Below are 22,442 nucleotides of genomic sequence, written 5' to 3'. Positions count from 1 at the left end.
TCCTCCTAATTTTAAGTTATTAAATATTTTTAATAATTATAGCTGTACCCATTCCACCACCGATACAAAGACTAGCCAATCCATATTTGGATCCTCTTTTTTTCATTTCATGGATTAAAGTTGTAGTAATTCTAGCACCACTAGCTCCAACAGGGTGTCCTAGAGCAATTGCCCCACCGTTGACATTAGTTCTATCGCCAAACCATTTTGGGTCAATTGCATACATCTCAGAGATTTCTTTTATAACTCCAAGAGATTGAACAGCAAAAGCTTCGTTAAGTTCCAATAAGTCCATTTGTTCAAGTGTTAATCCGGTTTTATCCAAAACATTTTTAATTGCCGGAACAGGTCCTAAGCCCATAACTAAAGGATCAACCCCACCTTGTCCAACCCCAATTATTTCTGCAAGTGGTTTAAGATTATGTTTTTTAATCGCTTCCTCAGAAGCTAAAAGAAGAACAGCAGCACCATCATTTATTCCAGAAGAGTTTCCAGCTGTAACAGATCCATCTTTTTTAAATGCAGGTCTTAAAGTTCCTAATTTTTCTAAATTTGTTTTTCTATTGGGATATTCATCTGTATCTACAATTGTAGAGGTTTTTCTGTCTAAAATTTTAATAGGAACAATTTCATCTTTAAATCTTCCAGAATCAATAGCAGAAATAGCTTTGATTTGAGAAGTAATAGAAAACTTATCTTGTTCTTCTCGATTAATCCCATGTTTTTCTGCAATATTTTCAGCTGTTATTCCCATATGAATACCGTGGAAAGCATCGGTTAAGGCATCCAAAATCATATGATCTCTAGCGGTAGAATCCCCCATTTTTATACCAGTTCTAATATTACTATTTAAAAGAAGTGGAGCTTGTGACATTGATTCAGTACCGCCAGCTAAAATTAAAGAACTTTCGCCAGACTTAATTCCCTGATAAGCGGTCATAATAGCTTTCATACCACTTCCACAAATAATGTTGATAGAATATGCGGGAACTGTGAAAGGGACACCACCTTTAATAGCTGATTGTCTACCAATCCCCTGAGCATGTCCAGCAGATAATACATTTCCAATAATAACTTCATCTAAATTGGAAGGGTTGATTTTAGTTTCTTCAATAATATTTTTGATAACAGAACCAGCCATTTCACTGGGAGAAACTTTGCTTAAAGATCCTAAAAACGAACCAATAGATGTCCTTTTAGCAGCAACAATATAGACTTTTTTCATTTAATATCCTCCCTTAAAATTAAACTTCCATAGTTTTTAAATTATCGTCAACAATAATAGTGGCCTCAGTGGTAGCTATTATATCTTCAACTGATGAAAAAGGACTGATCTCTTTAAGAAGTAATCCTTTTTCAGTAACCTCAAGAACTCCTTTTTCAGTTACAATTAGATTGACCTCGTTAGCTGCAGTTAAAGGGAGAGTGCAGTTTTTTAGAATTTTAGGACTTCCTTTGGCAGTATGTTCCATAGCAATTATAACTTTTTTAGCTCCAACAACCAGATCCATAGCCCCACCCATTCCAGGAACCATTTTTCCAGGAACCATCCAATTTGCAAGATTTCCTTTTTCATCCACCTGTAGAGCTCCAAGAACAGTGGCATCAACGTGTCCACCACGAATAATTCCAAATGATGTAAAACTATCAAAGAAACATCCACCTGGAGTGATAGTCACAAGGGAGCCACCAGCATTTGCGATTCTGCAATCGGACTCAGCTTCACAAGGGGTTGGTCCCATACCAATTAAACCATTTTCAGATTGTAGAGCCACCTGTATTGATTCTGGAATATAGTTGGCCACTTCAGTAGGTAAACCAATTCCAAGGTTGATAACATCTCCATCTTTAAACTCTCTAGCAACTCTTCTAGCGATAATCTCTCTAACTCTTTCTTTAGTAAGTTCCATTTTATTTTCCTCCCTTAACTATGTAATCAACAAAGATTCCAGGGATAACAACTTCATTAGGGTCTAAACATCCCTCAACAATTTCATCTGCTTCTACAATTACAATATCAGCAGCAGTAGCCATAACAGTATTGAAATTTCGAGTAGATCCAAAGAAAGAGATATTACCAAAAGAATCAACCTTACTTCCGTATATAAGAGCAATATCTGCTTTTAATGGTTTTTCAAGAAGATATTTATGCCCATCAACTTCAATAATTTGTTTTCCTTCTTGGACAACTGTTCCAATACCTGTAGGAGTCAAAATTCCACCAAGCCCAGCTCCGGCTGCACGAATTCTTTCAGCAAGAGTTCCTTGAGGGACAAGTTCAACCTCCATTTCTCCAGAATGCATTTGTTTTCCAGTTTCAGGGTTAGTACCAATGTGAGAAACAATAGCTTTCTTAATTCTTTTGTTAACAACTAATTTACCTCTTTCAAATTCTGGGAAACTAGTATCATTAGCAATAAGTGTTAGATCTTTAGTTCCATTTTCAAGTAATTTTTCAATAACCTCTTTAGGAGAACCACACTTTAAAAATCCCCCAGTCATAAGAGAAGAACCATCTTTGATAAGTGATGCTGCAAAATCAACAGAGACCAATTTTTTCATATTTTTTACTCCTCCATTCTAATTTGCAAGTGAATACTTGCCTTTACCAGTATGAATATATACCTCATAGATAATTAATTTGTCAATAGCAAGATATAAAACATTTTTTTAAAATCCAAAAAAAACTTTAAAAACACCTAATTGATGGGAGAGATAAAAAATTATAAAAAAAATAAAAATATATAAAAAAAATTGACAAATGGGTCAAAAGTAAAGTATATTTTGTGATAACATATGTTTTTAAACTAAGGGGGAAGTACAAATGAAAACTAGAGATAGAATTTTAGAATCTGCTCAGCAACTCTTTTCTCAGGAGGGATTTGAAAAAATATCAACAAAACGTTTAGCTGTCGAAGCTAGATGTAATGAAGTCACTATTTTTAGATTATTTGGAACAAAGAATAATATTTTAGAGGAGATTATTAACAGATTTGTGGAAGAGAGTAAAATAATAAAAATATTACATGAGTGTCTTACGGGGGAGTTGGAACAGGATATATCTAAAAGCATTTTGCTATATCAAAGTTTTTTACAACAACATGAAGTTATATTTAGATTACAGTTAAAACTTTCAGATAGTGATAATCAAAAATTTTTAAGAACTATAGATTTTAAAAATTATTTAGTGGATCATTTTATTCAAGTTTTTTATGTCAATAAGATAAATCATTCGCCTGAAGTATTTGTAAATGATATGTTAGCTAGTGTTATGGGGGGATTTCTTTTAAAGATATTAACAAAAAACAGGTTTTCAAATGAAAGAGAAGAATATTTTTTAAATGAAAAGATTAAATTTTATCAAAAAGCAATAAAACAATATCAAAATCATTAAAAAAGAGAAATCCTAGTTTTATATTAAACTAGAATTTCTCTTTTTTTACTTAGTTATTAATATTTATAGAATCCTTCACCATTTTTTCTACCTAGTTTTCCAGCTCGAACCATTTTTTTAAGAAGAGGATGTGCTCTATACTTAGAATCTCCAAACTCAGAAGCTAAAACATCCATAATAGCTAAAACCACATCGAGTCCGATTAAATCTCCTAGTGCTAAAGGACCAATAGGGTGATTAGCCCCGTATTTCATAGCGTTATCAATATCTTCTGTGGTGGCAACTCCATCCGCTAAAATACCGATGGCCTCATTTACCATTGGAATTAAAATTCTATTTACAACAAATCCAGGTGCTTCTTCACAAGAAACAGGCTCTTTCCCTAAAGTTTTAGTCAGTTCTAATATAGTCTCATGAACCTCTTGGCTTGTGGTGTATCCCTTTATAATTTCAATTAATTTCATAACAGGAGCAGGGTTGAAAAAGTGCATTCCAATAACTTTTTCGGGTCTTTTTGTAGATAGTGCAATCTCTGTTATAGAAAGAGAGGATGTATTTGTTGCAAAAATAGTTTTTTCTTCACAAATAGTATCCAGCTTGCCAAATAATTCTTTTTTAATAGCCATTTTTTCCGAAACTGCTTCAATAACTAAATCTGCATCTTTGGCATCATTTAAATCTGGAGTAGCATTCAATTTTGATAAGATTTCATTTTTTCTATCCTCTGTAATTTTAACTTTTTCAACTAATTTTGATAGATTTTTAACAAAACCATTTTTTGCTTTTTCAAGAATATCGTTATTGACATCTGTGATTAAAACTTCATGACCACCTGCTGCAAAAACCTGGGCAATTCCACTAGCCATAACTCCAGCACCAACAATAAATACTTTCATAATAACCTCCTAATTTTATATGTTTTTTTTAATAAAGTTAATTATTTGTGAAATGAGCTTTTCTTTTTTCTAAGAATGCATTCATCCCTTCTTTTTGATCGTGTGTTGAAAAGCAAAGTCCAAATAGACTACTTTCAATAAACATAGAGGTTGCTTCATCGACTTGAAGGCCTTTATCTATAGCTTCTTTAGAATACTGTACAGCTAATTTAGCATTGGAACTTATTTTTTTTGCCATATCTAAAGAATATTCCATAAGATTTTCATGGGGCACCACTTGATTAACCAATCCAATACTCAGAGCTTCTTCAGCCCCAATAATATTTCCCGTATAGATGAGTTCCTTGGCTTTTGCGACCCCAACTATTCGAGGAAGCCTCTGTGTTCCACCTGAACCAGGTGTTATACCTAAAGTCACTTCTGGTTGACCAAGCTTTGCCTTGTCAGATGCAATTCTGATATCACAAGCCATAGCAAGTTCGCATCCTCCACCAAGGGCAAATCCGTTTATAACAGCGATTACAACTTTGTTAATATTCTCGACAGCATTAAAAGAGTTTGTTCCAAGTATTCCAAACTCCTTAGCGTGTTTAGTATCCAAATTTTTCATAAAAGAGATATCAGCACCTGCAACAAAGGCTCTTCCTTCACCAGTTAAAATAATGACATCAATTGTATCATTTTTTTCTAGATTAGAAAAACATTTGTGAATTTCTTTGTAAGTTTCCTCATTTAAAGCGTTTAAAGCTTCAGGTCTGTTGATTTTAACAGTACAGATTCGGTCTTCTATACTAATTAAAAGGTTTTTAAATACCATTTTTACTCCTCCTGTATATGTGTTTATCTATGACGCCACACTTATTACCTCATATGTTATAAATTTGTCAAATTTATTTTATTTGATAAATAAAAAATTAGTTACTAATTATGTCTGTAATAGAGCGTTTTAGTACTAAAAACAAACTTTAAATTTTTAAAAAATAAAAAAAGCTATTGACTTTAAAAAAGGTGTGAGGTATATATAGCTAGTGACAAAACTAAAGTAAGCGCTCACTTACATCCTACTTGAAAAGGTTATGAGAAAATAAACATTCTAGGAGGAAAATATGGGATCGGTAACAGCGATAATAAAGCTTAGTCCAGTTTTAGTTTTGGCAGGACTGATGATGAGTGGGTATGACGCATTATTAGCAGCACCTTTAGCAACAGTTTATGCAGCAATGGTGGCATCACTTGTAGCAAAAAAGAAGATAAGTGATATTATTGACTCTTGTATTAAAAATGCAAGAGAGATGCAAATAGCATTCTTTATCTTAATGATGGCTTATGCAATGGCTGAAGCATTTATGTCTACGGGAGTAGGAGCTTCAATAATTAATATAGCTTTAGGATTTGGATTGACAGCTAGAACAGTTGCAGTTGTAGGAGTTATTGTAACATCGATACTATCTATAGCGACTGGAACAAGTTGGGGAACATTTGCAGCTTGTGCACCAATATTTTTGTGGTTAAACCATATTGTACAAGGAGATATGTATCTAACACTTGCAGCAATAGCGGGGGGAGCATGTTTTGGGGATAATATAGGTTTAATATCAGATACAACAATTGTTAGTTCTGGTATTCAAAGAGTAGAGGTTGTAAAAAGAATAAGACACCAAGGTTTTTGGTCAGCATCAGTACTTGTATGTGCTGTGATTACATTTTACATTGCTAGCGTGATGATGGGATTACCAACGGAAGTTGGAAGTCCGGTAGAGGCTATTAATCAAATACCTGAGTCGGCTTGGGCCGCTTTAGCTGAGAAGAGAGAAAGTGCAGTGGCATTACTAAATCAAGTTAAAAGTGGAGTTCCATACTATATGGTTATTCCTCTAATATTAGTTCTTATTTCAGCGTTTAAAGGAATAAATACATTGTTGTGCTTATTTTTAGGAATTTTTGCATCGTATGTATTTGGGATGATTGCAGGAACAGTAGAGAGTACTTCAGCATTCTTAGATTTAATCTATTCAGGATTCGAAGGTGCAGGATCATGGGTTATTGTTATGATGATGTGGGTTGCAGCATTTGGTGGAGTAATGAAAACAATGGATGCATTTAGACCAATATCCATTTTAATTAAAAGAATATCTGGAAATGTTAGACAACTTATGTTTTACAATGGAGTTTTATCTGTCTTGGGGAATGCAGCATTAGCTGATGAAATGGCTCAGATAGTAACCATAGGTCCAATTATAAAAGAACTTGTTGAGAAAAATGTTAAGGGAAGTCCAAAAGATATTGAGACATTGAGACTTAGAAATGCTACATTTAGTGATGCTCTTGGAGTTTTTGGTTCACAACTTATTCCTTGGCATGTTTATATTGGATTTTATTTGGGAATAGCAAATGCTGTATACCCGTTAGCAAGTTTTACAGCAATGAGTATTATAAAATTTAATTTTATGGCCTACATAGCTGTAGGTAGTATTTTAATTTTAACGCTGACAGGACTGGATAGGTTAATACCTAGATTTGCTTTACCAAGTGAACCAGATGTAAGATTGGTTGGAGAAAATGAAGAGATTGAAATAACTATGGAAGCAGAAGAAACAGTATAATAAAATAAAGATAAAAGGGAGAGGAGTTATGACAAAGTCAATGATAAGATTAAGAATGAGCTCAGCAGATGCTCATTATGGTGGAAATTTAGTAGATGGTGCAAGAATATTACAGTTATTTGGAGATGTAGCAACAGAGCTACTAATTAAACATGATGGAGATGAGGGTTTATTTAAAGCTTACAGTGATGTTGAATTCATGGCACCTGTCTATGCAGGGGATTATTTAGAGGTTGTTGGAGAGATTACAAAAGTAGGGAATACATCCAGAGCGATGTATTTTGAAGCTAGAAAAGTGATTGTTCCAAGAGCAGATATATGTGATTCTGCAGCTGATTTTTTAGAAGAACCTATCATTGTATGTAAGGCAGTTGGGACTTGTGTTGTTCCAAAAGCAGTTCAGAGAAAGGGGTAAAAGATGGAAAAACTTATAATAACAGCCGCAATCTGTGGTGCAGAGGTAACAAAAGAACACAACCCAGCTGTTCCCTATACAGTTCAAGAGATAGCAAAAGAAGCTTACAGTGCGTATAAAGCGGGGGCAAGTATTATACATCTTCATGTCAGGGAGGATGATGGGACTCCAACTCAAAAAAAACAGAGATATGAAGAGTGCATAAAGGCTATAAAAGAAAAATGTCCGGACGTAATTGTTCAGCCATCTACAGGGGGATCTGTAGGGATGAGTTCAGCTGAGCGGTTAGAACCAATAGAGTTAAAACCAGAGATGGCGACACTAGATTGTGGTACTTTAAATTTTGGTGGAGACGAGGTCTTTGTAAACACTGAAAATATGATAAAAGAGTTTGGGAAAAAGATGATAGATATGGATGTTAAGCCAGAGGTTGAAGTATTTGATAAATCAATGATAGATATGGCAATAAGGCTATCTAAAAAAGGGTTTATTAAAGAACCAATTCACTTTAGTTTTGTAATGGGAGTAAATGGTGGAATATCAGGAGATTTAAGAGACTTCTTATTTTTAAAAGAAAGCTTACCTTATGGATCTACTTATTCGGTCGCAGGGATAGGAAAATTTGAATTCACTCTTGCAGTGGCTTCTATAATATCTGGAGGTCATGTAAGAGTTGGATTTGAAGATAACATCTATTTAGCTAAAGGTGTTATAGCTAAGAGCAATGGAGAATTAGTTGAAAAAGTTGTAAGACTTGCAAAAGAGTTTGGAAGAGATATAGCTACTCCAACTGAGGCAAGAAAAATACTAGGGTTAAATTGAGGAGGGTATTATGAAAAAAGGTTGCAAATTTGGAACACATAGAGTAATTGAACCAATAGGATCACTTCCACAGGGAGCATTAAAAATATCTAATGACATGAAAATAATGTCTAATGAGGTTTTAATAGATGTCCAAACTTTAAATATTGATTCAGCTAGTTTTACACAGATAAAAGAAGCTTGTAATAGAGACGAGAAAAAAATGGCAGAAATGATAGAAGGAATAGTTGCAGAAAGAGGTAAAATGCAAAATCCTGTAACAGGTTCAGGAGGGATGTTGATAGGAACGATTGAAAAAATTGGTTCAGATTTTCCAGACAAAACTTTAAAAGTTGGAGATAAAATAGCAACATTAGTATCGCTGTCATTGACACCTTTAAAAATAAATGAAATTAAAAAAATAAATATTTCAAATGATCAAGTGGATGTGGATGCAAAAGCGGTACTATTTGAGAGCGGTATATATGCGGTTCTACCAAAAGATATTCCAGAAAAATTAGCACTGGCAGCTCTTGATGTAGCAGGAGCTCCAGCACAAGTTGAAAAACTTGTAAAAGAAGGGGATACCGTTTGTATTATCGGTGGTGGAGGAAAATCTGGGATACTTTGTTGCTATCAAGCTATGAAAAATGTTGGGACTACAGGAAAAGTAATAGTATTTGAATATTCGGAGGCCAATGCTCAGAGAATAAGAGATTTAGGATTAGCTCATATTGTTTTAGTTGGAGATGCAACAAAACCAGTAGAAATATATAATAAAATAAATGAGATCACAAATGGAGAACTATGTGATGTTGTAATAAATAACGTCAATGTTCCTGGGACAGAGATGTCTTCAATACTAATCACAAAAGATGACGGAGTAGTTTATTTCTTCTCTATGGCAACATCATTCACAAAAGCTGCATTAGGTGCAGAAGGTGTAGGAAAAGATGTGAGTATGATAGTTGGAAACGGATATACAAAAGGGCATGCGAATTTAACTTTAGAAATTATTAGAGAATCAAAAGACATTAGAGAGTTATTTGAAAAGTTATACGTGTAATTAAAATAATAGAAAAATTTGGAGGAGTTTACTGATGATAAATTTGAGAGAAAAATTTAATGTAACGGATGAGAAATGGAATGACTGGAAATGGCAGGTTGCTAATAGAATAGAAACACTAGAGCAATTGGAAAGCTTAATAGCTTTAACGGACGAGGAGAGAGAGGGAATAAAAAAATCCCTTGCAACAATTAGAATGGGGATTACACCATATTATTTAAGTATTATGAATCCTGATGATCCAAAATGTCCAGTTAGAATGCAAGCAGTACCATCTATAAATGAGCTACATAGATCTGCTGCGGACCAGCTAGATCCATTACATGAAGATGGAGATTCTCCAGTACCTGGATTAACTCATAGATATCCAGATAGAGTGCTTCTATTAGTTACAGATATGTGTTCGATGTACTGCAGACACTGCACTAGAAGAAGATTTGCAGGTCAAACAGATCAAGCAGTTCCTATGGATAGAATAGAAAAAGCTATCGAATATATCAGAAATACACCACAGGTGAGAGATGTACTTTTATCTGGAGGAGATCCACTGCTTCTATCAGACGATAAGTTAGAGTATATCATCAGTAAACTTAGAGAGATTCCTCATGTTGAGATTGTAAGAATAGGATCGAGAACTCCAGTTGTTATGCCTCAAAGAATAACTCCAGAACTTTGTAATATGTTAAAAAAATATCACCCAATTTGGTTAAATACTCATTTTAACCACTCTAAAGAGATAACACCAGAAGCAATAAAGGCTTGTAATATGTTAGCTGATGCAGGAATTCCATTAGGAAATCAATCGGTTTTATTGAAAGGAGTAAATGATTGTGTGCATATAATGAAAACATTGGTACATGATTTAGTTAAAATGAGAGTTAGACCATACTATATTTATCAATGTGACTTATCTATGGGAATTGAACACTTCCGAACACCTGTGTCTAAAGGGATTGAAATCATAGAAGGGTTAAGAGGGCATACGTCAGGATATGCAGTTCCTACATTTGTTGTGGATGCTCCAGGAGGAGGAGGAAAAACTCCTGTAATGCCAAATTATATAATCTCCCAATCACCAGATAAAGTAATTTTGAGAAACTTTGAGGGAGTTATAACAACATACACACAGCCTACAAACTATGTAAATTCTTGTGAATGTGATGTTTGCAAGGGAGAAGTTAAGAAAAAGCAAGTGGGAGTAGCAGGATTGATTAGTGGTTGTGAAGAAACTTTAGAGCCAAGACAGTTGGATAGAAAACAAAGGAATGCACACTAAGAGTTGACTTGAAAGGAGAAAACCATGCCTTTTATAAATGAAATAAAAAAATATAGAAGTATTGCCACAATCGGTTTGGAAAAAAATGTTGGAAAAACTGAAACGATGAACTATATCTTAAAAAGATTAAAAAATATTGGTGTTGTTGTAGGAACTACCTCTATTGGGATAGATGGGGAGATAACAGATATTGTCACAGCAACATCAAAACCAGAAGTAACAATATTTGAAGGGATGCTATTTGCGACTAGTGAGAAACACTATAAAAAGAAAAAGTTTCAAGCTGAAATATTGGGAGTGAGTGAGCAATCAACAGCTCTTGGTAGATTGGTTATTGCTAGAGCAATAGGAGAGGGAACAGTTCTTTTGTCAGGACCTTCAAATAGTAGTTGGGTAAAGAAAGTAATAGATGAAATTTTAGAAAAAGGCGTGGATACAGTAATAGTTGATGGGGCCCTATCTCGTTTGAGTGTAGGGTCTCCTATTATTACAGAAGGAATAGTTTTATCAACGGGTGCGGCAATATCGTTAAATTTGAATGAGATAGTAAAGAAAACTAGGCATATTATAGAGCTTTTGAAGTTGGATTCTTTAGAGAATGAAAAGAGAAATAAACTTTTAAACTTAGAGGATGGAATCTATAAAGTGATTTGGGAGAAAGAAATAATCGAGAAACTGCCAATAAAATCTATTTTAAATTTTTCACAACTAGAGAAAAACATTTTTGAAGAGAGATGCTCGTTGTATATAACTGGAGTTTTAACTGAGAGATTTATTGATAATTTGTCAAAACAAAGTTTTGTAAAATATTTAGAGATTATAGTTAAAGATTTTACAAAAATATTTGTTTCTCAAGAAGTTTTAAATAAATTTTTTAAAAGAGGTGGTTTTCTAAAAGTACTGTTCAGTACTAAATTAATAGCAATTACTATCAATCCGATAGCACCGACAGGACATATTTTAAATTCTAAGGAGTTAATAAAAGCTATTGAAAAGTTTACAGACATACCAGTTGTAAATCTAAGGGAGGAGACGGATGTTTAAAAAAATAGGATTTGATTACATAGTTGAGACCTTAGATATTGTAAGTAAATTAGGTAAGAAAACAGTAAGAGAAGTTAAGTTTTCAAGAGATGAAATTTTTTTAGAAAAAGAGTATTTGAACTTAGAAAGAACACTTACACTCTTAGAAAGCAAACCAAATCTATATAGAGAGTTGAAGAGGAAAATATGCTCCCTAAAAGATGTAAGCTTTACAATAGAAAGATTATGTAATGGCTATATATTAGATGATATTGAACTTTTTGAAATTAAAATTTTTTCCATGATCTCCCAAGAGATATATGAAATTTTAGGGATAGAATATGATTTTTTAGCCCCACAGAATTTGGAAAAAGTAATAGATATATTGGATCCAGATAAAATAAGAATAGCTAGTTTTCATATATATAGCTCCTACTCAATAGAGTTGTCCGAGATTAGAAAAGAGATAAAAAAAACTAAGGATGAAAGGTTATATGAAGCTGAAGTAGAGTTGGAAGATGATGTAAGAAAGGTTATCAGTAGGAAATTATTAAACTATAATCAAATTTTAAAGAGTTCGGTAAAAAGGTTGGGTTATTTAGATTTTATACTTGCTAAAGCTGACCAAGTTTTAAAATTAGGATTGGTTAGACCTAGTTTTACTGAAAGAACTGAAATTAAAGGGATGTTTAATCCTAAAGTTTTGAAAGGACTTGCGGAAAAAAATAAAGATTATCAAAAGATAGATATATCTCTTTACAATGGAGTTACTATTATAACAGGAGCAAATATGTCAGGGAAGACATTGACTTTAAAGACATTGGGATTAGTTCAAAAGATGGCTCAAATGGGGTTTTATGTTCCAGCACAAGAGGCGAAACTCTTGATAGTTGATGAGGTCTGTATTCTGATTGGGGATCTTCAATCTCTAGAGAATGGGCTCTCATCATTTGCAGCTGAGATGCTAGAGGTCGATAGTATTATAAAGAAAGTAAAAAAAGGTGTAAAACCTCTTATTCTGATAGATGAACTCGCAAGAACAACAAACCCTCAAGAAGGAAGGGCGCTTTTGAGAGGAGTGATAAATATTCTCAAAAAAAATTTTATAGAATCTGTTATTACAACTCACTATAATAAAGTTGGAAACGATGTTGTAAAATTAAGAGTCACTGGAATAAAAAAAACAGAGATAGATGAAGGTGTAACATTTGAAAATATAGAAAACTACATAGATTATTCTTTGATTGAAGTTGAAGATGATAATGTTCCGGCAGAAGCATTGACAATAGCAAAACTATTGAAAATAGATGAAGATATCATAAGTGAATCATATAAATATTTATAGGAGGATATTGGATGTTTAAAAGTAAGTTGGGGTTAGATTTTAACAAGGTTGATAAGGCTAGGAATTTAGCGAAAGATATCGCATTAGATGTTCAGAAGTTTGTGGATTCATATACCACAGTGGCTGTTGAGAGAACTATTTGTAGATTGTTAGAGATAGATGGTATAAATGAGGATGAAGTACCTTTACCAAATGTTGTGGTAGATCATCTTAAAGATAGAGGGGTATTGTCTGAAGGGGTTATGTATTTTTTAGGAAATACAATGATAGAAACGGGATTAACACCTCAAGAAATAGCAGAAAAAGTGTCTTCTGGGGAACTGGATTTAACAAAAATTAAACAGCATCCGAAAGAGGACGCACAAAAGAAAATTGAAGTTATAGCAGATAGAGTTGTGGATAGAATAAAAAATAATAGAAACCAAAGAGATAGATATTTAGAAACAATAGGGGAGGGACCAAAACCTTATCTATATGTTATAGTTGCTACAGGAAATATATATGAGGATGTAATACAGGCTCAAGCTGCAGCTAGGCAAGGAGCTGATATAATAGCTGTGATCAGAACAACAGGACAAAGTTTATTGGATTATGTACCTTATGGTGCTACAACAGAAGGTTTTGGTGGAACTTTTGCAACACAAGAAAATTTTAGAATTATGAGAAAAGCCCTTGATGAAGTTGGAGAGGAAGTTGGAAGATACATAAGATTATGCAACTATTGTTCGGGTCTTTGTATGCCGGAAATCGCAGCTATGGGAGCTCTAGAGAGGCTGGATGTAATGTTAAATGATGCATTGTATGGAATACTTTTTAGAGATATAAATATGCAAAGAACACTTGTAGATCAATTTTTCTCGAGAGTGATAAATGGATTTGCTGGAGTTATAATAAATACAGGTGAAGATAACTATTTAACAACAGCAGATGCTGTTGAGAATGCACATACAGTTTTGGCATCAGATTTAATTAACGAGCAGTTGGCATTTATGGCGGGATTACCAGAAGAACAAATGGGGCTAGGTCACGCTTTTGAAATTGATCCAGATTTGGAAAATGGATTTTTATTAGAACTATCTCAAGCTCAGATGACAAGAGAGATCTTCCCAAATGCACCGTTGAAATATATGCCACCGACAAAATTTATGACAGGAAATGTTTTTAAAGGTCACATACAAGATGCATTGTTTAATCAGGTTGCTATTATGACAGGACAAGGATTACAGCTTTTAGGAATGATGACAGAGGCGATTCACACCCCATTTATGTCTGATAGATATTTAGCAATCGAGAATGCAAGATATATATTTAACAACATGAGAGATTTAGGTTCAGAAATAGAGTTTAAAGAGAATGGAATGATTCAAAATAGAGCTAAAGAGGTTTTAGATAAATCTGTAAATTTACTTGATAAAATGGTTGCGGATGGATTGTTTAACTCTTTAGAAAAAGGAACTTTTGCTGATATAAAAAGAAGCAGAACTGGTGGAAAAGGATTGGCAGGAGTTGTTGAAAAAGGTTCAAGTTACATGAATCTATTTATTCCGAAAATGTTAGGAGGGTGTAAATAATGAGTGGTGGATTATATTCAATGGAAGAAAGAGGTTTTGATACAACGCTAGATTTAAAAGCGGTTAAGCCATACGGAGATACAATGAATGATGGAAAAACACATCTATCATTTACACTACCAGTACCATCTGGAGCTGAGGGAGTGGAAGCAGCAAAACAACTTATGAAAAAAATGGGATTTGAAAATCCGCAGGTATCATATTATAAGGAGCTAACAAAAGGATTTACATTTTTTAATTGCTATGGGAGTTGTACTCATACAGTGGACTACGAAACAATATATGTACCTAAAGTGGAATCAACAGTTTGGTCTATGGAGGAAACTGATAAGTTTGTAAAGGAGCATATCGGAAGAAAAATAGTTGTTCTTGGAGCAAGTACAGGAACAGATGCACATACTGTGGGAATAGATGCTGTTATGAACATGAAAGGGTACGCTGGACATTATGGATTAGAAAGATATGAGATGATTGAAGCCTTAAATATGGGAAGCCAAGTTTTGAATGAAGATTTTATAGCTAAGGCTTTGGAGATAAATGCTGATGTACTTTTGGTTTCACAAACAGTTACTCAAAAAGATGTGCATATAAAAAATTTAGTAGAGTTGATTGAAATGTTAGAGGCGGAAGGGTTAAGGGATAAAATGTTAGTAGTTTGTGGTGGGGCTAGAATAACGCATGAACTAGCTAAAGAGCTTGGATATGATGCTGGATTTGGGACAGGAACATATGCTGATGATGTAGCGTCGTACACTGTTCAAGAGCTAGAAAGAAGAATAAAAAAATAATTTGATTTAAGGGAGTGTACGAAAGTATACTCCTTTTTTGAAAGGAGAGAGAATGGAATATATAGTGGACGTATTTACATATAAGGGAAAAGGTGGAAATAAAGCAGGGGTTGTTTTTTTAAATGATGAATATATTTCAAAGAAAGATTGTCAAAAGATAGCGACAAAATTAAATCTATCGGAAACAGTTTTTGTAAAAAAAATAGATACAAATATATTTGAGCTTAGATTTTTTACTTCAAAATGTGAGATAGACTTTTGTGGACATGCATCTTTAGGGGCTTTTTATGTTTTAAAAAAGATGGGGATAATAGAAACAGGAGAGTTTATAGAAAGATTAAAAATTAGAGATTTAAATGTGATTGTTGAAGAAAATAAAATTTTTTTAGAACAGGATGACATTGCAATATATGGAGTTTTAAATGAAGAGGAGATAATAGAATCAATAGGAGTGAGTAGGGAAGATTTGGATAAAAACTTTAATATAGTGGTGGGTTATAGTGGGTTAAGAGATATACTTATACCTGTAAAAAATAGAAAGATATTGAATAGTTTGAAAATAGACTTAAAACGGATAGAGGAGTTATCAAAAGTAAATAGTGTTGTGGGATATCATATCTATTGTATAGAGGAGAAAGTGGTGTATTGTAGAAATTTTGCACCACTTTATGGGATAGAGGAGGAATCAGCGACAGGAAGTTCAAATGGAGCACTTTTTGGCTATATATATATTAATTCTATTGAGAAAAATTTTGAACCCATAGCTTTCCAAGGAGAAAACTATGGACAAATATCTCAAATACTGGGAAAGATATTGATAAAACATAATAAAAAAATAAAGGTTTATATAGGAAGTGAGTTCGAAAAACATCAATAGATGAACTAGATTAATCTAAATATCTATATAGTTATTCCCAAATGAAGATTATAATAAATACCTTTTTTTCTTAATAATTCCTCGTGAGTTCCTCTTTCAATGATACCCTCATCAGTTAAAACAGCTATAGTGTTAGCCTTTTTAATTGTTGAAAGCCTGTGAGCTACAACAATTGTTGTTCGTCCTTTTGAAAGTGTATCTAAAGATTCTTGAATCAGTTGTTCAGTTATGTTATCAAGAGCTGAAGTAGCTTCGTCAAGAATAAGTATTGGAGGATTTTTTAAGAAAATTCGTCCAATAGCAATTCTTTGTTTTTGACCACCCGAGAGTTTAACACCTCTTTCTCCAACGTCAGTATCGTATCCTTCTGGAAGAGTTGTGATAAAATCATGGATATTAGCTTTTTGGGCAGCATCAATAATTTCAGCATCTGTAGCATCTATTTTTCCAATAATTAAATTTTCTTTTATTGTTCCTGTAAATAAAAAAGGATCTTGTTGTACAATACCTATATTTTTTCTTAAAGAGTCAATTGTAAGGCCATAAATACTATTATTATCGATCGTAATATCTCCAGTATCGATATCATAAAAACGAGGTATAAGATTGCAGATAGTTGTTTTACCACCACCTGATGGACCAACAAGGGCAAGTGTTTGACCAGCAGTTATTTTTAAAGATAAATTGTTAAGAATATTTTTTTTATCATGACTGAAAAATACGTCTGAAAACTCAATATCTCCCTTTACATTTGTTAGTTCCTTAGCACTGGGTGAATTTTTTTCAATATCTTCCTCTAAAATTTGATTGAAACGCTTAAACCCACTCATTCCATTTTGGTACTGTTCAACAAAACCAACAAGTCTTTTTATAGGTTGACTGAATATTCGTATATATAAGAGATAAGCTAAAAAATCGCCAAAATTGATTTTCTCTTGATAAGTGAAGATAGCTCCAAAAATAAGTACAAGATAGTCTAGCATATCGGTTAAAAATGTCATACCAGAAACATATTCAGCCATAACCTTATAAGCATCTTCTCTAGCTTCTTTAAATTTGATATTGTTTTTTTTAAATTTTTCTAGCTCGACATCTCTATTGACAAAAGCTTTTGATACTCTTATCCCACTAATACTGTTTTGAAGTGTAGAGTTAATAGCCCCAATAGTTTCTCTAGTCTTTAAAAAGGCTTCCGCCATTCGTTGTCGTCTATTTATTGTGAACCAAATTGTAAATGGAATTACAGAAAAAATAATTAAAGTAAGTGGAACATTGATATTAAGAAGAAGAAGAAAAGAACCCAAAATCATAATAATAGAGATAAAAAGATCTTCAGGTCCATGGTGAGCAAGTTCTGAAACCTCTTGTAAATCATTTACAATTCTCGACATAATACTCCCTGTTTGAGTATTATCAAAATATTTAATAGGAAAATTTTGAAGTTTAGCATAGACATCTCTTCTCATATCAGCTTGCATTCTAACGCCGACAACATGGCCCCAATAGTTCATAAAAAAATTACAAAGTAATTTAGTGAGATATATTCCTAAAAGAAAGAGGGCTAAAAGTGTTATTGCCTTATAATTTTTATTTGGAATATAATTATTTACTGCGACTCTACTTAACATGGGATAAATTAAGTCACACAAGGAAACAATAATAGCAGCAAATAAATCTAAAAAAAATAATTTTCGATAAGGTTTGTAGTAACTAACAAATTTTTTTAACATATTTCCTCCATTAAATTATATAGTATTTAAGTATTTTAAAATAAATAGAAGTGAAAGTCAAACGATACTATTTTTTTACAGCTAAAAACTCAGAGAAATAAAGAATTATTATAAATTAAAAAAGATGTTGACAAACATTGAAAATTAAGGTACAATACTTTTGAAAGTGCCTGGGTGGCGGAATGGTAGACGCGACGGACTCAAAATCCGTTTCCCACTAGGGAGTAAGGGTTCAAGTCCCTTCCTAGGCACCATAATTTTAAACTTTAAAAGATCTTATAAATATAGATCTTTTTTTTTTATTATATTATAGCTAGAAAAAATGAGTTTTTCATGACTACAAACAAGAGTAAAAAAGACGAAAATAAATGAACAAGGGAAGTTTAAAAGAAAAAATATAGTGCACTTCAACTTTCGAGAGGAGTGAGAATAATTGATGCTTTAGAACCCCCCCATGCCTTTAGGCATGGGGGGGTTCAGATTTCCACAATGATTAGATTGGTATAAAACTTATTTAAACAAAATTTTTTAAATTTACATTCCAGAATGGGTATATTGATATTTTATAATAGAAATTCAGATAAATTTATCTGCACTATATTATAGAAGAATTATCAAAAAAAATCAATCTAAATTAAATTATAACTTGATTTTATAAACCTATGTAATCGAAGATATATATTTTTAATTTGATTTTACAATTAATCTTGAAATGATATTTTTGTCAATATTGAGACCAAAAGTTTTAATATATTCAATAACAATATTTTCAACACTAGAATAGTGATTAATCTCCTCTCCTTCTATAAAAGAGGCATATTCTTCTCCTCCCAAAGCCATAAAATCAGTCATAGCTACATTATAATAGCTATCTAAAGAAAGTGGAATATTTTGTATAAAAACATCATTAACTCTTTCAAATGGAGGGTTATTAGGATTAAAGAAAACTTTCACTCCAGCAGTTTGAGACATAGCCCCTAGAGATTCAGGATAAGCTTTCAATCCATTTTCAAGAGCACTTTTTATATGAGTCCCTTGAACTTTCTTAGTAATAATAACATTTCCAAAAGGAATTGATTTCATGATATCACCAATTGTAATATTTCCAGCAGCGATAGAATCACGGATACTTCCACCGTTTATAAAGACTGCATCACAAGACGTTTTCCATAGGATAGCATCAGTAATAAGTTGGGTGAAATTGGTCTCCTGACATCTTACAAGATCTCTATCCCCAATTAAAGGATATTTACTTTGTCCAATAACAGTATTCATGATTAAATCTTGAGTTTTTAAGATGTTTTCAATTCTCTCTTCAATTATAGGATCGTTTTTATAATAATCGATCTCCTCTTTACTGATTAGTTTATAGTTAAAAATAGGGATATTTTTATCTTTGTTTAGTTTAACTTGGACTAAAGCTATTTTATTATTATAATTTCCGGTTTGACTAATTAAAGTATTATTAACGAAGCATTGTTCCTTAATTTCAGTATGACTATGGCCATCAAAAATTATATTAATTTTAGGAAATTTTTTTGCCAGATAAGTACTTTGATATATTTCTTTAGTACTTTTATCGCACCCGAGATGTGTGATTCCAATATAAAGATCAATATCTTTTTTTTCAAGATCTTTCAAAAGGCTTTTTACAGCTTCTTCAGGATCAATAATATCTAGGTTTTTTATGTTGTTTGAGTTTGTTTTGTAGTAAGTCTCAGGAGTAATTATACCAAAAAAACAAATATTAATTCCGTTGACCTTAATAATATCAAAAGGTTTAATATCTTCGTTCTTAAATTGTTTATCAATTAAATTTAAAGCTAAAGTTTTATAGTTTTGTAGAGATAAAAGTGTTTTTAAATGATTGTAACCATAGTTAAAGTCATGGTTTCCAATTGTAGTATAATCAAATTTAAGATAGTTAAAGAGCTCAACAATAGACTCACCTTTAGATAAATTTGCAAAAGGAGTGCCGTGCAATGTATCACCAGAATCTATTAAAAAAACTTTACCATTTTTTTTGTCTTTTCGTAAAGTTTCTAAAAATGTGAAGAGTTTTGAAAAATTAATGCTATTGTTTTCGCCATTAACTCTTCCATGAATATCATTAAGATGTATGAATGTAAAATCATAGTAAGTATTATTATTAGGTTTCATAGCTCCTCCTAGAAAATAGTGTTTTTTTAGTTTAACATAGTTTAAAAAAAAATGATATAATGTTTTATAAAAATAAGAAAAGTTCATTTTTTTTTTGTAACATAGAGATAAATATAATGAAATAAAAAGTGAAGGCTTTCTAGCTTGTAACACATCTAAGGGGGAGTAATAATGGAGTTGTTAGAAAATGTAAAAAGTGTTTTAGAAAAATATAGTAAAGAATTTATTCGAATAAATGATTTTATATTTGATAATCCAGAATTAGGAGAAGAGGAGTTTGTATCTTCAGAATATCTCGTGAATGTACTGAAAAATCATGGATTTGAAGTGGAGTATCCATTTTGTTCAATGCAAACGGCATTTAAAGCAAGTATAATTAAAGATGCTTCTTTGCCTACAATATGTTTTTTAGCGGAATATGATGCTTTGCCTGGTTATGGGGAAAAGGGAGAGGCAGCTCATGCTTGTGGACATAACTGGATAGCTGCTACATCTTTAGGAAGTGGAATACTCTTATCAAAGCTTCAAAGTATTTATAATGGAAATATAGTTGTTATTGGAACTCCAGCTGAAGAAACTGTTGGTGGAAAATGTAAGATGGTAGAAGATGGTGTTTTTAATGATATTGATTTTGTTTTCCAATGCCATATCGGAGAAAAAACTAACCTAAATCAAAAGACTCTAGCAATGGATAGTTTGGAGTTTGAATTTTATGGGAGAGCGGCTCATGCAGCATGTTTTCCTGAAGATGGAATAAACGCTTTAGATGCTGTTAATTTGCTATTTGCAGGAATAAACTGTCTAAGACAGCATGTAACATCGGATGTAAGGATACATGGTATAATAACGAATGGAGGAAGTGCTCCGAATATAACTCCGGATTATGCTTCATGTAGATTTTATATCAGAGCAAGTTCAAGAGAATATTTAAATAAAATTTATAAAAAAGTTATAGATTGTGCTAAAGGTGCTGAGCTTATGACCGGAACAAGATTAAGTTTTAAAAATTTTGAAAACTCATTTGATAATGTTCTATACATAAAATCTCTTCAAGAAATAATGGAGAAAAATTTAAAATTATCAGGAATAGAAAAGATAAGCTATGATTTAGGAAGTTCAGCAGGGTCTTCAGATATTGGAAATGTAAGTCAGGTCTGTCCAACAATGTATACTGAAATTGCTTTAGATGCACCAGAGAATGTAAAGGTTCACGAAAAGGAAATTTTAAAATATCTATCTTCAGAATATGCTCACGAAAAAATGAATAAATCAATTTTAGCAATGGTTTTATCTGCAATTGAATTGAGTCAAAAATCAAATAAATTTTAGAAGAGGTGCATGATTTAATGGGGATTTTTGTGAAAAAATAATTTAAGATAAAAAGGATTTTTATGTTATTATATAGGTGTTGAATAAATAAAAAGTATGGGGATAGGTTAAAAATATGATGAAAAATAATAGTTTTTTTAAACACAAAAGGAAAAGGACACTTTTTTTTGCGAACATAGTGATGATTTTGTTTATAGTTTTTCAGTTATTACAAATGGGATTTGATGATGAGGAAACTATGACATTCCTTCTTTTCTTATTGGGAGATATTTTGTTATTAGGATTTCAAATAGTAGAGATATTAAAAGGAAATAAAGAATAGAACAACTAAGGGAGAAACAATGAAAAAAGTAACGGGGTTATTAGCTATACTACCACAATTAGTTTTAGCACAGGAGTATTGGAACGGAATTCCATATCCATTGAACAGGTGGGGAGTATCAGTTATGGGTGTAAATCAAAGGGAAAAAGGAGATCTAAAAAGCGCAAGTGTAGAAGGAATAAAAATTCACGAAAAAATTCCAGACCTAAATGCATATTTCTTAAATCCTCACGATATGGAGGTAGATGCAAAGGTTCAAATAGTAAAAGTGGATTATTTTATACTTCCATTTTTAAATATATATGCAATTGGTGGAAAACTTGAAGCAGAAGCTAAATTTAATTTAGGTAGAGGAAATATAAATTTTGATAGCACAGGTAAAGATTGGAATGATAAACTTTTAGGGGCAATTGGAAGTGAAATTTCTAAAACTATGCCTGAAAACCTTCACATAAAACAAAAATCAGAGGGGAAACTTTTAGGTGGGGGAGCTCTGATTGCTGGAGAATACAAGAGAGTTTTTAGCTCTTTACAATATACATACACGAGAATAGATATGGATGGAGATGTGGCTGCAAAGAGTGCAGAGGTAGCATCAGGAAGAGTTGGCTATGTCGTATATAGAGATAGCAATTTTTCTATGACACCATATTTGGGAGCTTCATATCAAAAAACAGACAGTGAAATTTCGGGAGTTATTCCAAGCACGACATTAAACTATAAGTTTGCAATGGAATTAGAAGATTTAACACCTGCTGCAGGGGTTTTTACAGTTATAAAAAATGACTTTACGGTTTTATTAGAGTATTCATTTGGAGACAGGAAAACTTTAGCAATAGATTTAGG

At 32.4% G+C, this 22,442-nt stretch carries 21 protein-coding genes and 1 tRNA gene; 15 read left to right on the top strand and 7 right to left on the bottom strand.

The features are described 5' to 3' along the window. Positions 1-19: 19 nt before the first annotated feature. Genes Q0V67_RS04670 through Q0V67_RS04660 form a run of 3 tightly spaced genes read right to left on the bottom strand, consistent with a single transcriptional unit; the run spans position 20 to position 2,562 of the window. Positions 20-1,225 carry an acetyl-CoA C-acetyltransferase gene (locus tag Q0V67_RS04670; RefSeq protein WP_297597502.1) on the bottom strand — a complete coding sequence of 402 codons (1,206 nt, stop codon included), beginning with the start codon at positions 1,223-1,225 and terminating at the stop codon, positions 20-22. A gap of 19 nt (positions 1,226-1,244) precedes the next feature. Then, positions 1,245-1,910: a 3-oxoacid CoA-transferase subunit B gene (locus Q0V67_RS04665; protein WP_297597501.1), complete on the bottom strand. Its 666-nt coding sequence runs from the start codon at positions 1,908-1,910 to the stop codon at positions 1,245-1,247. A 1-nt stretch (position 1,911) separates the two neighbouring features. Then, complete coding sequence (locus Q0V67_RS04660; protein ID WP_297597500.1) at positions 1,912-2,562, bottom strand: CoA transferase subunit A; 651 nt, start codon at positions 2,560-2,562, stop codon at positions 1,912-1,914. 262 nt (positions 2,563-2,824) lie between these two features. Between Q0V67_RS04660 and Q0V67_RS04655 the strand changes: the two genes are divergently transcribed. Next, positions 2,825-3,394 carry a TetR/AcrR family transcriptional regulator gene (locus Q0V67_RS04655; protein WP_297597499.1) on the top strand — a complete coding sequence of 190 codons (570 nt, stop codon included), beginning with the start codon at positions 2,825-2,827 and terminating at the stop codon, positions 3,392-3,394. 56 nt (positions 3,395-3,450) lie between these two features. On the opposite strand, the gene Q0V67_RS04650 is transcribed toward Q0V67_RS04655, so the two are convergent. Then, positions 3,451-4,290, bottom strand: coding sequence for a 3-hydroxybutyryl-CoA dehydrogenase (locus Q0V67_RS04650; RefSeq protein ID WP_297597498.1), 840 nt, complete (start codon positions 4,288-4,290; stop codon positions 3,451-3,453). 37 nt (positions 4,291-4,327) lie between these two features. Beyond that, positions 4,328-5,107 (bottom strand): enoyl-CoA hydratase-related protein, encoded by a 780-nt coding sequence (locus Q0V67_RS04645; RefSeq protein WP_297597497.1) that lies wholly within the window; start codon positions 5,105-5,107, stop codon positions 4,328-4,330. Positions 5,108-5,396: 289 nt separating this feature from the next. Here Q0V67_RS04645 and Q0V67_RS04640 point away from each other — a divergent pair, with 289 nt between their 5' ends. The 10 genes from Q0V67_RS04640 to Q0V67_RS04595 are packed head-to-tail and all read left to right on the top strand — an operon-like array spanning position 5,397 to position 16,055. Further along, complete coding sequence (locus Q0V67_RS04640; RefSeq protein WP_297597496.1) at positions 5,397-6,893, top strand: Na+/H+ antiporter NhaC family protein; 1,497 nt, start codon at positions 5,397-5,399, stop codon at positions 6,891-6,893. 28 nt (positions 6,894-6,921) lie between these two features. Then, entirely contained in the window at positions 6,922-7,308 is a 387-nt protein-coding gene (locus Q0V67_RS04635; RefSeq protein WP_297597495.1) for a hotdog domain-containing protein, read from the top strand. Positions 7,309-7,311: 3 nt separating this feature from the next. After that, complete coding sequence (locus tag Q0V67_RS04630; RefSeq protein WP_297597494.1) at positions 7,312-8,130, top strand: 3-keto-5-aminohexanoate cleavage protein; 819 nt, start codon at positions 7,312-7,314, stop codon at positions 8,128-8,130. 10 nt (positions 8,131-8,140) lie between these two features. Further along, a complete protein-coding gene (locus Q0V67_RS04625; RefSeq protein WP_297597493.1) occupies positions 8,141-9,175 on the top strand; it encodes an L-erythro-3,5-diaminohexanoate dehydrogenase in 1,035 nt (344 codons plus the stop codon). Between the two features lie 34 nt (positions 9,176-9,209). Beyond that, positions 9,210-10,451 carry a lysine 2,3-aminomutase gene (gene ablA / locus Q0V67_RS04620; RefSeq protein ID WP_297597492.1) on the top strand — a complete coding sequence of 414 codons (1,242 nt, stop codon included), beginning with the start codon at positions 9,210-9,212 and terminating at the stop codon, positions 10,449-10,451. Between the two features lie 24 nt (positions 10,452-10,475). Next, positions 10,476-11,495, top strand: coding sequence for a hypothetical protein (locus tag Q0V67_RS04615; RefSeq protein ID WP_297597491.1), 1,020 nt, complete (start codon positions 10,476-10,478; stop codon positions 11,493-11,495). Beyond that, a complete protein-coding gene (locus Q0V67_RS04610; RefSeq protein ID WP_297597490.1) occupies positions 11,488-12,819 on the top strand; it encodes a hypothetical protein in 1,332 nt (443 codons plus the stop codon). Before Q0V67_RS04615 ends, Q0V67_RS04610 begins: the two co-directional genes overlap by 8 nt. 11 nt (positions 12,820-12,830) lie before the next feature. After that, positions 12,831-14,390 carry a lysine 5,6-aminomutase subunit alpha gene (locus Q0V67_RS04605; protein WP_297597489.1) on the top strand — a complete coding sequence of 520 codons (1,560 nt, stop codon included), beginning with the start codon at positions 12,831-12,833 and terminating at the stop codon, positions 14,388-14,390. After that, the gene (locus Q0V67_RS04600) at positions 14,390-15,178 is read left to right on the top strand and encodes an OAM dimerization domain-containing protein (RefSeq protein WP_297597488.1); all 789 of its coding nucleotides are present in this window, start codon (positions 14,390-14,392) and stop codon (positions 15,176-15,178) included. The genes Q0V67_RS04605 and Q0V67_RS04600 overlap by 1 nt, the downstream gene beginning before the upstream one ends. Before the next feature lie 52 nt (positions 15,179-15,230). Beyond that, positions 15,231-16,055, top strand: a complete 825-nt coding sequence (locus tag Q0V67_RS04595; protein ID WP_297597487.1) for a PhzF family phenazine biosynthesis protein — start codon at positions 15,231-15,233, stop codon at positions 16,053-16,055. 23 nt (positions 16,056-16,078) lie between these two features. Here Q0V67_RS04595 and Q0V67_RS04590 read toward each other — a convergent pair whose 3' ends face one another. Continuing rightward, on the bottom strand, positions 16,079-17,785 hold the full coding sequence (locus tag Q0V67_RS04590; RefSeq protein WP_297597485.1) for an ABC transporter ATP-binding protein: 1,707 nt from the start codon (positions 17,783-17,785) through the stop codon (positions 16,079-16,081). Between the two features lie 168 nt (positions 17,786-17,953). Between Q0V67_RS04590 and Q0V67_RS04585 the strand changes: the two genes are divergently transcribed. Beyond that, positions 17,954-18,039 (top strand) — tRNA-Leu (locus Q0V67_RS04585). A gap of 430 nt (positions 18,040-18,469) precedes the next feature. Here Q0V67_RS04585 and Q0V67_RS04580 read toward each other — a convergent pair. Then, on the bottom strand, positions 18,470-19,945 hold the full coding sequence (locus Q0V67_RS04580; protein ID WP_297597483.1) for a bifunctional UDP-sugar hydrolase/5'-nucleotidase: 1,476 nt from the start codon (positions 19,943-19,945) through the stop codon (positions 18,470-18,472). 171 nt (positions 19,946-20,116) lie between these two features. On the opposite strand from Q0V67_RS04580, the gene Q0V67_RS04575 reads away from it, so the two are divergent. The 3 genes from Q0V67_RS04575 to Q0V67_RS04565 all read left to right on the top strand — a co-directional run. Next, the gene (locus tag Q0V67_RS04575; RefSeq protein WP_297597481.1) at positions 20,117-21,274 is read left to right on the top strand and encodes a M20 family metallopeptidase; all 1,158 of its coding nucleotides are present in this window, start codon (positions 20,117-20,119) and stop codon (positions 21,272-21,274) included. 187 nt (positions 21,275-21,461) lie between these two features. After that, positions 21,462-21,596 carry a hypothetical protein gene (locus Q0V67_RS04570; RefSeq protein WP_297597479.1) on the top strand — a complete coding sequence of 45 codons (135 nt, stop codon included), beginning with the start codon at positions 21,462-21,464 and terminating at the stop codon, positions 21,594-21,596. A gap of 19 nt (positions 21,597-21,615) precedes the next feature. Next, on the top strand, positions 21,616-22,442 hold an 827-nt coding region (locus Q0V67_RS04565), incomplete at its 3' end, for a hypothetical protein (RefSeq protein WP_297597478.1).

It is taken from the genome of uncultured Cetobacterium sp. (assembly GCF_947072685.1).
Lineage (GTDB): Bacteria > Fusobacteriota > Fusobacteriia > Fusobacteriales > Fusobacteriaceae > Cetobacterium_A.
Note: the sequence above shows the minus strand (reverse complement) of the source record. Positions and strands in the feature narration are given on the sequence as shown.

What these genes read in the sequence shown, in the direction of transcription:
- Q0V67_RS04630 (WP_297597494.1), top strand. Translation starts at nt 7,312, where the DNA reads ATGGAAAAACTTATAATAACAGCCGCAATCTGTGGTGCAGAGGTAACA.
- Q0V67_RS04660 (WP_297597500.1), bottom strand. Translation starts at nt 2,562, where the DNA reads ATGAAAAAATTGGTCTCTGTTGATTTTGCAGCATCACTTATCAAAGAT.
- Q0V67_RS04635 (WP_297597495.1), top strand. Translation starts at nt 6,922, where the DNA reads ATGACAAAGTCAATGATAAGATTAAGAATGAGCTCAGCAGATGCTCAT.
- Q0V67_RS04610 (WP_297597490.1), top strand. Translation starts at nt 11,488, where the DNA reads ATGTTTAAAAAAATAGGATTTGATTACATAGTTGAGACCTTAGATATT.
- Q0V67_RS04575 (WP_297597481.1), top strand. Translation starts at nt 20,117, where the DNA reads ATGGAGTTGTTAGAAAATGTAAAAAGTGTTTTAGAAAAATATAGTAAA.
- Q0V67_RS04665 (WP_297597501.1), bottom strand. Translation starts at nt 1,910, where the DNA reads ATGGAACTTACTAAAGAAAGAGTTAGAGAGATTATCGCTAGAAGAGTT.
- Q0V67_RS04605 (WP_297597489.1), top strand. Translation starts at nt 12,831, where the DNA reads ATGTTTAAAAGTAAGTTGGGGTTAGATTTTAACAAGGTTGATAAGGCT.
- Q0V67_RS04580 (WP_297597483.1), bottom strand. Translation starts at nt 19,945, where the DNA reads ATGAAACCTAATAATAATACTTACTATGATTTTACATTCATACATCTT.
- Q0V67_RS04615 (WP_297597491.1), top strand. Translation starts at nt 10,476, where the DNA reads ATGCCTTTTATAAATGAAATAAAAAAATATAGAAGTATTGCCACAATC.
- Q0V67_RS04645 (WP_297597497.1), bottom strand. Translation starts at nt 5,107, where the DNA reads ATGGTATTTAAAAACCTTTTAATTAGTATAGAAGACCGAATCTGTACT.
- Q0V67_RS04640 (WP_297597496.1), top strand. Translation starts at nt 5,397, where the DNA reads ATGGGATCGGTAACAGCGATAATAAAGCTTAGTCCAGTTTTAGTTTTG.
- ablA (WP_297597492.1), top strand. Translation starts at nt 9,210, where the DNA reads ATGATAAATTTGAGAGAAAAATTTAATGTAACGGATGAGAAATGGAAT.
- Q0V67_RS04595 (WP_297597487.1), top strand. Translation starts at nt 15,231, where the DNA reads ATGGAATATATAGTGGACGTATTTACATATAAGGGAAAAGGTGGAAAT.
- Q0V67_RS04600 (WP_297597488.1), top strand. Translation starts at nt 14,390, where the DNA reads ATGAGTGGTGGATTATATTCAATGGAAGAAAGAGGTTTTGATACAACG.
- Q0V67_RS04655 (WP_297597499.1), top strand. Translation starts at nt 2,825, where the DNA reads ATGAAAACTAGAGATAGAATTTTAGAATCTGCTCAGCAACTCTTTTCT.
- Q0V67_RS04625 (WP_297597493.1), top strand. Translation starts at nt 8,141, where the DNA reads ATGAAAAAAGGTTGCAAATTTGGAACACATAGAGTAATTGAACCAATA.
- Q0V67_RS04670 (WP_297597502.1), bottom strand. Translation starts at nt 1,225, where the DNA reads ATGAAAAAAGTCTATATTGTTGCTGCTAAAAGGACATCTATTGGTTCG.
- Q0V67_RS04650 (WP_297597498.1), bottom strand. Translation starts at nt 4,290, where the DNA reads ATGAAAGTATTTATTGTTGGTGCTGGAGTTATGGCTAGTGGAATTGCC.
- Q0V67_RS04590 (WP_297597485.1), bottom strand. Translation starts at nt 17,785, where the DNA reads ATGTTAAAAAAATTTGTTAGTTACTACAAACCTTATCGAAAATTATTT.